Origin of the sequence: Actinomadura livida (assembly GCF_014648675.1) — a bacterium.
Taxonomy (GTDB): Bacteria; Actinomycetota; Actinomycetes; order Streptosporangiales; family Streptosporangiaceae; genus Spirillospora; species Spirillospora livida.
Genome location: NZ_BMRO01000005.1, coordinates 396,356 through 405,160 on the forward strand (window position 1 = coordinate 396,356; position 8,805 = coordinate 405,160).

The window sequence follows — 8,805 nt, forward strand, 5'->3', positions numbered from 1 at the left end:
TCAGTGGTTGAGGCGGCGGGACAGTTGGGGTGGGCAGATGCCGCAGGGCAGGGTGGTGGCGAACCCGGCGCTTTGGCTGCCCCACAGGCGCCGCAGCCGGATCTTGGCCGAGTTGCTGGCGGTCTCGACGTGCGCGACGGCGCGGCGCAGCTGGTCGGGGTCGGTGGCGGTGACGGTGGCGTACAGCGAGACCAGGCACACCCCGGCGCCCATGGCCTCTTCGGCGGCGGCTTGGCGGGCGCGGGCGGCGTCCCAGCTCTCGCGTGCGGTCTCATCACGGCCGGTGCGGCGGCGGAACTGGGCACGGAACGCCGCCGCGTTCACCTCCTGCTGCAGCACCCGGCTCGCCGCCGCGGCCGGCAGCGCCCGGTACTGCAGGGTGACGCGCTTGGGGAACGGCCCGGGCGCGACCAGCCGGGCCAGCACGTCGGAGCGGACGTTTTGGCGGGGTGGTTCGTGCCAGGCCCAGCTCACCGAGACGCCGCCGTCGTGCTCGTAGTGCCCGGTGTGCTCGGTCGCGGCGACCGGGCCCGCATCACACCAGTTCAAAACCTCGTCTGAGTCCGGGCCGGTCAGCAGCCGGTTCACCTCCCCGCGGGCATGCGGGTCGAACGCGGTCCGCACCGCCCCGGCGACCTCCGCGGCGGTCGCCCGGCCGAGCACGGACACCCCGCAGCCACCGAGCCGGGACGCCAACCCGTCGAGCGTGCGGCCCAGCTCGGCGACCGCCTCATACAGATCCTTCGGCCGCGCCGAGGACGCTTTCGGATCGAAGGTGATCGAGACGCGGGTGTCGACATCGGCCGCCGCGGCCGGGGCGGTGCGGACGAGCTCGCTCATGATGGTCCGCGCCGGTGCGGGCGCAGTGGCCACGACGGCGCGGTTGACCGCGTCGGCCAGCGTGGAGCCGGGCTCGGGTGCGGTCTCCACCGTGACCGTCACCCACCGCACCGCCGGCATGTGTCCGAGAGCAGCGAGCCAGCCGCCCCACCCTGCCACCCAGGCATCGGCGTCGCCGCGGTCGGCCAACCACGTCGACGTCGGCACGACCCGCAGGGTGGCGGTCAGCAGCCCGGTGCGGCGGTCCCACACGATCCCGTACCGGCCGCCGTAGCCGTCCTCCGCGCTCAGCAGTGTCAGCGGCGCGAGCACCCCGGGGAGCTGGAACGCGCGTGGATGGTCGATGACGACTCCGGCCCGGTAGCGGTTGTGGCCTCGCCACACGCCCCAGCGCCACCGGCACCGGGCCAGGACCAGGCGCGCCACTGGGACACCACCAACGCGCACCAGACCCAGCCCGCCACCGATCAGCGCCGGTGGAAGCAGGTAGACCAGCAGGTGCGGTGCGGCGGCGGCGACCAGGACCAGCAGCAGCGCCGCGCCGAGGGTGGTGAAGGTGGAGGTGGTGTCCAGGCCGAGCAGGCCGATGCCGTGTCGGCGGCGCCAGCCGCCGTAGGTGCGGATGTCACTTCCCACCGCCGGTACCTCCTTCACCGACCGCGCCGGTCGGACCGCCACCAGGGCCACCCGCGCCACCGCCGCTGGAGCCGCCGGTACTGCCGGTGGCGGCCCAGCGGACCATGTCCTCGCCGCGCTGCCGTTCCTTGTCCGCTGTCCGGATCAAGGCCGGGCCGACCGGCTCACCCTGACCGCCGTCAGGTGGCGCCCACCCGTGTCCGCCCTCCGGGTTCTGATCCGTCCCGGACGAGGTGGCCCCCGGCTGCTCACTTCCGGACGGAGCACCCGGTGCGGAGGCGTGGTCGCCTGTGTCGGAGGCAGGCGAGTGCCGGTCGGGCGATCCGGGTGGGGTGGGCGCCGGGTCTGCGGAGTCGCCGGCGGGGGAGGTGTCCTGGTCGCCGAGTTGCTGTTTGAGGTAGCTGGTGTGCTCGCTGGCCGAGCTGGACTGCCCGTCCCCGGACTCGCCGCCGGAGCCGCCGCTGCCGTAGGCGCGCAGGGCGCCGAGTGCGGCGGCGCTGCTCATCAGCGTGCCGAGCATGCCGCCGCCGCTGACGGACTCGGTTCCGCCGGTCGTCCAGGTGAAGAACTTCAGCAGGACCGGGAAGGCGACCAGGCTGATCAGCATCATCGTCAGGCCCATCAGCAGCGCGTGCAGACTCTGCCCTTCACCGACCAGGGTGAACGCGGTCGCGTACACCGCTGCGGCGGCGGGCTTGTAGAAGATCAGCGCGAGCATCCAGCCGGCCACCCGCGCAAACCAGGTCTTGGTCGCTGCGGTCATCATCCCGGCGGCCGCCAGGGGCAGCAGCCCCGCCAAAATGATCAGCGCCCCGGCGCGAAACAGCAGCAGGATCGCCTGCAGGACGCCGATGACCAGCGCGAACATGCACAGCAGCAGGACCAGCGCGGCCGGTGTCCCCGAGGGGAAGGTCACGATCTTGGTCATCCGCTGGGCGAAGTCGCCTTGTGAGGTAGCGCTCAGCACCCAGTCGCACCACTGGTCGCCCCACTGAAGCAGCAGGTTCGGCACCACCACGCCGATCGTGGTGACCGCCGCCAGCACCGCCAAGCCCCGGCCGAGGTCGATCAGTGGGTTGGCCTTGTGGGTCAGCGCCATCTTCGCGGCGACCACCAGCAGCCCCATGACCGCGACCGCCACGGTCAGCGGCTGGACCAGCAGTTGCAGATGCCCGATCGCCGACTCCTCCTGCAGATCCGGCGACGGTGTTTCCACCCACCAGGACGCGGTCTTGGAGATCAGCCACCCGACCGCTGCCTGGAACGACTCGGCGGCCTCGTCCAGCATCCGCCCGCCGATCGCGCCCGGGATATCGGGCGGCGGTGGAACCAGCGTGTTCTCGCCATCGTCGTTGTCGACCGGTTGCAGGCAGGCCGGATCGGTGAGCGGCGAACACGGGTCAAGGGGAAGCATCAGGCACCTCCGCCCGGGAAGCGGACATAGCCGTCGGTCGAATCGACCGGTGCCGCCGACCCGGCCCACGTCCCGCCCGGCGGGCCGACGACCCGCCAATCACCGCCCTGCCACTGCACCTGGACCCGGGTCACCGCCCGCACGGTCACCTCGCTGTCACCCGGACCGGCCGACACCAGATCCACGCTCGCCGCCGCGGGGGAGTAGCCCTGCCACCGGAAACCCTCCAGGACGACGTACGCGCGCCCCAATGCCTCCCCGTCCGGCCGGTCCCCGCGCAACTCCTCGTACGCCTCGCGGGCCGCGACAAGCAGGGCATCGGCGTCGGGCCCGATGACCTGGTCTTCGATGGTCGGCTCGAACACCTTCGGCCCCCACCGCATGTTCGCCCGCACCGTGATGTGGACCGCGGCGAGCAGTGCCCCTCGTGGCGTTTGGGTGAACCCCGTCGCTAGATCGTTTTCCGTGTCGCGTGGGCCGTTGTCGGCCGAGTAGGGGAGAAGGACACCGTGGTAGTCACGCCACGTCATGCCTGCGAACGGCACCTGAGGAGCGCTCATCAGCTGCCCCGCCTGCACTGTGGTGCGGACGGTGATCGGTGTGTTGGCCGGCTCGGTCCGGAACGCCATGGGCACGGACAGGCCGATCAGCGTTCCTGCGGCGATCACTGTCGTCGCGAAGATCCAGCCACGGCGCCACCACGGACCACTGTCTTGGCGTCGATTCATTCGAAGAACACCCCGACGATCGGTGCGGCGGTCGCCGCGAGGCTGAGCCCGCCCAGCACCCAGGGGATGCCGGTCGCGCCGTCGGCGGCGAACGTCGACCGGTTTTTGCGTCCGATGGCCATCTGACCCGCGCAGATGAACAGGCCCGCGACGCCGCAGATCAGCACGCCCCACTTGCCCCACGCCAGCAGCGTCTCCATCTTCTGATCCAGCCCCGGCGGCGGTTCCGGAGGCGGATCGGGTACATCCACGTCGGCGCGCGGCAGCAGCCGCGCCAGGTCGTTGAGCGAGGTGAGCACGGTTACCGCCCCCGCTCGCCGGCCGCGCCGACCAGGCGGCGGAGTTCGTCGAGGGCGTGGCGCGCTCTGCCCGGCAGGTCGACGACGGTGGGGTCTTCCACCAGCCGCAGCGCCCGCACGTGCGGGATGCGCACTACCCCGCCGACCCGTGCTTGCAGCAGCGCGAACCGGGCCGTGGCGTCCCGCGATTCCGGGCCGCCGTCGCTGACGATCGCCAGCGCCGACACCCGCTCGTCCCAGTCGCGCAGGGCGCCGATCGCGGCCGTGGCGTCCTTGGCCGCCACCGCGGTGTTGCGCACCGCCAGCACCACCGGGCGGTCCTTGGCGCGCAGCGGTGAGCGGCCCAGCTCCAGCAGCGGCTTGATCGAGCCCATGTCCCACGCCGCGGGCAGCAGCGCGGTCAGCGTGGAGGTCCCCGCGCCGCCGTGCGCACCGGCCACGACCACGTCCAGCACTTCGTCCGGCACTTCTCGTGCCTGGTGGCCTGTGATTGGTCCGGTTTGTCGAAGACTCACCCGCATACCCCCAAATCAATGCTGTGGGTTGTCGAGCGATCACAGTACGTGGCACGATTATGGAGCGCAAGCATCGTCAAACAGTTTCTGGAAACGCCATCGCACTCAAGAACGTGCTTCCGCGGCACCGACACGCCACACTGGAAGGGAACAACCGTGACCGCCACCCCAGGAGCCCCGCGATGACCGAGATACCCGGCCGCGACCCCGACGTCCTCACCACCGCCGAACTCGCGACCAAACTCGGCCTGTCGCCCCAGACCGTCCGCCGGATGGCCAACGCCGGGCAGATCCCCGCCCTCAAAACCGGCAAGGACTTCCGCTACTCCTGGGAAGCAGTCCGCGAGGTGCTGCGGCAGCCCCACCACCAACCCGGGGAAGCCGCCGATGACCCAACCCACCAGCCACAACCCGCCGAGGCGCCCAAGAAGGGCGCCGGGTACCGCGCCCAACGCCGCGCCCGCACCGGCGCTCACAACACCACCGACTAACCGGCCCGCCCCACCACGGCGGCCCACCCGGTGAAGGCCGCCGCCACCGCCTGCGCTACCGCCGTCCTGCTGCCGCTGGCGCTCGTCATCCTCCTCACCGGGCACAACTCGGCCGCAGGCACCGGCTCAGAGTTGGCCGGGGCACCCACCGCTGAGGCCAAACGCGACATCCCGCCCGCGTACCTGCGCTGGTACCTCGACGCCGCACAGACCTGCCCCGGCCTGCCCTGGAACGTCCTGGCCGCGATCGGCAAGATCGAATCCGACCACGGCCGCTCCACCATGCCCGGCGCCCAATCCGGCGAAAACCACGCCGGAGCCGGCGGCCCCATGCAATTCCTCGCCCCCACCTGGGCCGCCCACGGCGCCGACGGCGACCACGACGGACACAAAGACCGCTATAACCCCGCCGACGCCATCCACGGCGCCGCCAACTACCTGTGCGCCAACGGCGCCGGCAAAGGCGGAAAACACCTGCGCCGGGCGATCTGGCACTACAACCACGCCGACTGGTACGTCCGCAAAGTCCTCGCCCAAGCCGCCCGCTACGCCGCCCCCACCGCCACAGGCCGCGGCGCCATCGCCGTCAAAGCCGCGCTGCGCTGGCTGGGCACCCCCTACTCCTGGGGCGGCGGCGGACCCTCAGGCCCCACCTACGGCATCGCCCACGGCGCCGCCATCAAAGGCTTCGACTGCTCCGGCCTCACCCAACACGCCTGGGCCCGAGCCGGCGCCCGCATCCCCCGCGTCGCCGCCGACCAGTACAACGCCGGAACCCACATCCCCCGAACCGCACTGCAACCCGGCGACCTGCTGTTCTTCGCCAGCAACACCGACAACCCCGCCACCATCCACCACGTCGGCATCTACTACGGCCACGGCCGCATGATCCACGCCCCACACACCGGCGACGTTGTCCGCATCGCCCAATTCACCGGCGACCCCCACCGCGAACACCAATACATCGGCGCCACCCGCCCCACCACACCCCACACCACCGACGCCTAACCGGAGGCACGCCCTTGCACCCAGAACACCACCCCAACAGCCACCACCGACCGAACCGAACACGCCCCACCAGAAATCAGCACCCGCTCGACAAGCTCCCAGCGAAGAAGGCGAAGAAGAAGCCGTCCTGCGGGCCGATCCGCGCCTTCAGCTACGGCGGCGGCTGGCAATCCACCGCCGCCCTCGTCCTGGCCGCCCAAGGCCGAATCGACTTCTCCACGTTCCTGTTCGCCAACGTCGGCGACGACTCCGAACACCCCGCCACCCTGCGCTACATCCGCGACCACGCCGCCCCCTACGCCGCCGCCCACGGCATCGACCTACGCGAACTGCACCGCATCCGCCGCGACGGCACCACCGAAACCCTCTACGGCCGCCTCACCCGCGAAGGCTCCCGCTCCATCCCCATCCCCGTCCGCATGAGCAACGGCGCCCCCGGCACCCGCTCCTGCACCGCCGATTTCAAGATCCGCGTCATCGGCCGCTGGCTCAAAGCCCACGGCGCCAGCCCTGCCAACCCCGCCACCATCGCCATCGGCATCAGCCTCGACGAAATACACCGCGCCAACACCCGCCGCCACGAGCCCTACGAGCGCATCGTCTACCCACTGCTGGACCTGGGCATCCGCCGCACCGACTGCCCCCGCATCATCCGCTCCGCCGACCTACCCCTCCCACCCAAATCCGCCTGCTGGTTCTGCCCCTTCCACCGCCTCACCACCTGGCAAGACATGCGCCGCGAACAACCAGCCCTCTTCACCAAGGCATGTGACCTCGAAACCACCATCAACCAACGCCGCCACGCCCTCGGCAAAGACCCCATCTACCTCACCCGCTACAACGCCCCACTCGCCGACGTCACCCCCGAAACCGACACCCTCCCCTTCGACGACGGCGACGGCACCTGCGACACCGGCTGGTGCTTCACGTAGCCCCAGACCCCGCATCACGCCCACCAAATCGAGCACTCTCCGCGAACTCAGGAGTTCGAGCATGAAGATCATGAAGTACGCCGAAGTAGCGGATCTCCCCACGGTCGTAGACGTCGTGACCGCTGCTCGTGTTCTCGGTCTCTCCCGAAGCCATGCCTACGAACTGGCGAAACGCGGAGACTTCCCCTGTCGGATCATCCGTGTCGGTACCCGCTATCGGGTGCCGACGGCCTGCCTGCTGCGGCTGATCGAGGTCGAAGAGCACCCGCCCCAATAGACACACCAGCGGTGGCCGAAGATCTCAACATCCCTGCCTGCCCGTGCCCGCCATGCAGTCGGGCACGGGCGGCGTTCTCGGCTTCATTCATTTACTGACATGAGCCTTTTGTCCTGTTGGTGACGTCGTTTGACCTCCCGCGATGTCACTGTTATCACTGTCGGTGTCAATGTGGTTACAGAGAGACTCTGAAGGAGGGTGGTCTCTTGAAAGGGGCCGTGTTCAAGCGTTGTCGCTGCTCGCATCCGGAGACGGGCAAGCGATATGACACGAACTGTCCGGACATCAAGAAGAAGGGGCATGGAACCTGGTGGTTCCGATACGAGGCTCCTCCCTCCGCCGACGGCAAGAGACGCCGGCCAAGGGTCGGCCCGTTCCCGACCAAGGAAGATGCCCAAAAGGAGCTGGTGAAGGAACTCGCCAAGATAGGTGCTGACGGCCACGCATCGGATCACCGCATGACAGTCGCACAGTGGCTCGATCGATGGATCGCCGGCAAGGTCGACCTGAAAGCCTCAACGCTGAGCAGCTACCGCGAAGCCGTGGAGCTGTATCACAAGCCGGGACTCGGGCACCTTCGACTCGTCGACCTACGCGCGCACCACGTGAGCGAGCTCTACGCGGCCATGCTCCAGATCAATCAGCCGCTCCCGGAAGGACAGAAGCCGAGCGAAATGCTGCGCCGACTCGTCGATGCCCGGGCCGACTCCGCGAGAAAGATCAAGGAGGGCGAGGCGCGCCGTATGAAGCAGACGAAGCCCCTCTCGCCTGCGCGAATCAAGCGAGTGCACGCCGTGCTCAGCTCCGCCATGGGATCGGCCGTCAAGAAGAAGTACCTCACGCACAACCCGGCCGAGCACGTCGAGCTTCCTCGCCTCCCGCGCCGGAAGCCACTCGTCTGGACTTCCGCTCGAGTCGCCCGGTGGGAGGAGAACGGAAAGAGCCCGGCCCCGGTCATGGTCTGGACTCCCGCCCAGACAGGTGCCTTCCTCGACTTCATCCATGAGACGGAGCGGCTGTACGCGCTGTTCCACCTCGTCGCTTTCCGAGGGCTCCGGCGTGCCGAGGTCGCCGGTCTGCCGTGGAGTGATGTCGACCTGGACGAGGGAGTCCTCGCGATTCGCGAAACGAGATCGGACGATGACCTGGACCCCGACGACACCAAGTCCGATGCCGGTGACCGTACGGTCACACTCGATGCCATCACGGCCGATCATCTGCGGGCCTGGAGGACCCGGCAGAAAAGCGAGCGGCTCGCAGCCGGTCCGGCCTGGGTGAACTCAGGACTGGTGTTCACACGCCCGGACGGCTCCCCGCTCCGCCCTGAGTGGATCTCTCAGCGCTTCGAGTTGCTCATCACGCAGTACGCCGCCACCAGACGGCGTCACAAGGTCCAGAAATGGGGAATCCCTCAGATCGCCAAGCGTCACCGGGTCGGCGAAGCGAAGGTGCGAGCCGCACTCGCCGGAGGACCGCTCCCTCCCATCCGGTTCCACGATCTGCGCCATGGCGCGGCCACACTGTCCCTGGCGGCGGGGGTCGAGATGAAGGTGGTCAGCGAGACGCTGGGGCATGCGCGGTCGTCCTTCACCGCTGACGTGTACGCCTCCGTGGTCCCCCAGGTCTTCAAGGCGGCCGCCGAGGCGGGCGCGGCCGGGGGCCCCC

At 69.7% G+C, this 8,805-nt stretch carries 10 protein-coding genes; 5 read left to right on the plus strand and 5 right to left on the minus strand.

Annotated elements, in window-relative coordinates:
• The 5 genes from IEZ03_RS14565 to IEZ03_RS14585 are packed head-to-tail and all read right to left on the minus strand — an operon-like array spanning position 1 to position 4,384.
• Complete coding sequence (locus IEZ03_RS14565; RefSeq protein WP_184878866.1) at positions 1 to 1,476, minus strand: SCO6880 family protein; 1,476 nt, start codon at positions 1,474 to 1,476, stop codon at positions 1 to 3.
• Positions 1,466 to 2,890 (minus strand): ICP22 family protein, encoded by a 1,425-nt coding sequence (locus tag IEZ03_RS14570; protein WP_184878869.1) that lies wholly within the window; start codon positions 2,888 to 2,890, stop codon positions 1,466 to 1,468. Before IEZ03_RS14570 ends, IEZ03_RS14565 begins: the two co-directional genes overlap by 11 nt.
• Positions 2,890 to 3,558: a DUF8175 domain-containg protein gene (locus tag IEZ03_RS14575; protein ID WP_184878872.1), complete on the minus strand. Its 669-nt coding sequence runs from the start codon at positions 3,556 to 3,558 to the stop codon at positions 2,890 to 2,892. Before IEZ03_RS14575 ends, IEZ03_RS14570 begins: the two co-directional genes overlap by 1 nt.
• A 56-nt stretch (positions 3,559 to 3,614) precedes the next feature.
• The gene (locus IEZ03_RS14580; protein WP_221480506.1) at positions 3,615 to 3,917 is read right to left on the minus strand and encodes a hypothetical protein; all 303 of its coding nucleotides are present in this window, start codon (positions 3,915 to 3,917) and stop codon (positions 3,615 to 3,617) included.
• Positions 3,918 to 3,919: 2 nt separating this feature from the next.
• Entirely contained in the window at positions 3,920 to 4,384 is a 465-nt protein-coding gene (locus IEZ03_RS14585; protein ID WP_184878875.1) for a hypothetical protein, read from the minus strand.
• A 230-nt stretch (positions 4,385 to 4,614) separates the two neighbouring features.
• Here IEZ03_RS14585 and IEZ03_RS14590 point away from each other — a divergent pair, with 230 nt between their 5' ends.
• The 5 genes from IEZ03_RS14590 to IEZ03_RS14610 form a co-directional block, all read left to right on the plus strand.
• Positions 4,615 to 4,923, plus strand: a complete 309-nt coding sequence (locus tag IEZ03_RS14590) for a helix-turn-helix domain-containing protein (RefSeq protein ID WP_184878877.1) — start codon at positions 4,615 to 4,617, stop codon at positions 4,921 to 4,923.
• A gap of 30 nt (positions 4,924 to 4,953) precedes the next feature.
• A complete protein-coding gene (locus IEZ03_RS14595) occupies positions 4,954 to 5,931 on the plus strand; it encodes a C40 family peptidase (RefSeq protein ID WP_184878880.1) in 978 nt (325 codons plus the stop codon).
• A 14-nt stretch (positions 5,932 to 5,945) separates the two neighbouring features.
• On the plus strand, positions 5,946 to 6,863 hold the full coding sequence (locus IEZ03_RS14600; RefSeq protein ID WP_184878883.1) for an adenine nucleotide alpha hydrolase family protein: 918 nt from the start codon (positions 5,946 to 5,948) through the stop codon (positions 6,861 to 6,863).
• A 61-nt stretch (positions 6,864 to 6,924) separates the two neighbouring features.
• Complete coding sequence (locus IEZ03_RS14605; RefSeq protein ID WP_184878886.1) at positions 6,925 to 7,140, plus strand: helix-turn-helix domain-containing protein; 216 nt, start codon at positions 6,925 to 6,927, stop codon at positions 7,138 to 7,140.
• A gap of 206 nt (positions 7,141 to 7,346) precedes the next feature.
• Positions 7,347 to 8,805, plus strand: a 1,459-nt coding sequence (locus tag IEZ03_RS14610; RefSeq protein WP_229808284.1) for a tyrosine-type recombinase/integrase, incomplete at its 3' end; no start/stop codon positions are given.

Excerpts from the sequence above, each read along its gene's own strand:
- IEZ03_RS14570 (WP_184878869.1), bottom strand. The coding sequence starts at position 2,890 with ATGCTTCCCCTTGACCCGTGTTCGCCGCTCACCGATCCGGCCTGCCTG.
- IEZ03_RS14590 (WP_184878877.1), top strand. The coding sequence starts at position 4,615 with ATGACCGAGATACCCGGCCGCGACCCCGACGTCCTCACCACCGCCGAA.
- IEZ03_RS14605 (WP_184878886.1), top strand. The coding sequence starts at position 6,925 with ATGAAGATCATGAAGTACGCCGAAGTAGCGGATCTCCCCACGGTCGTA.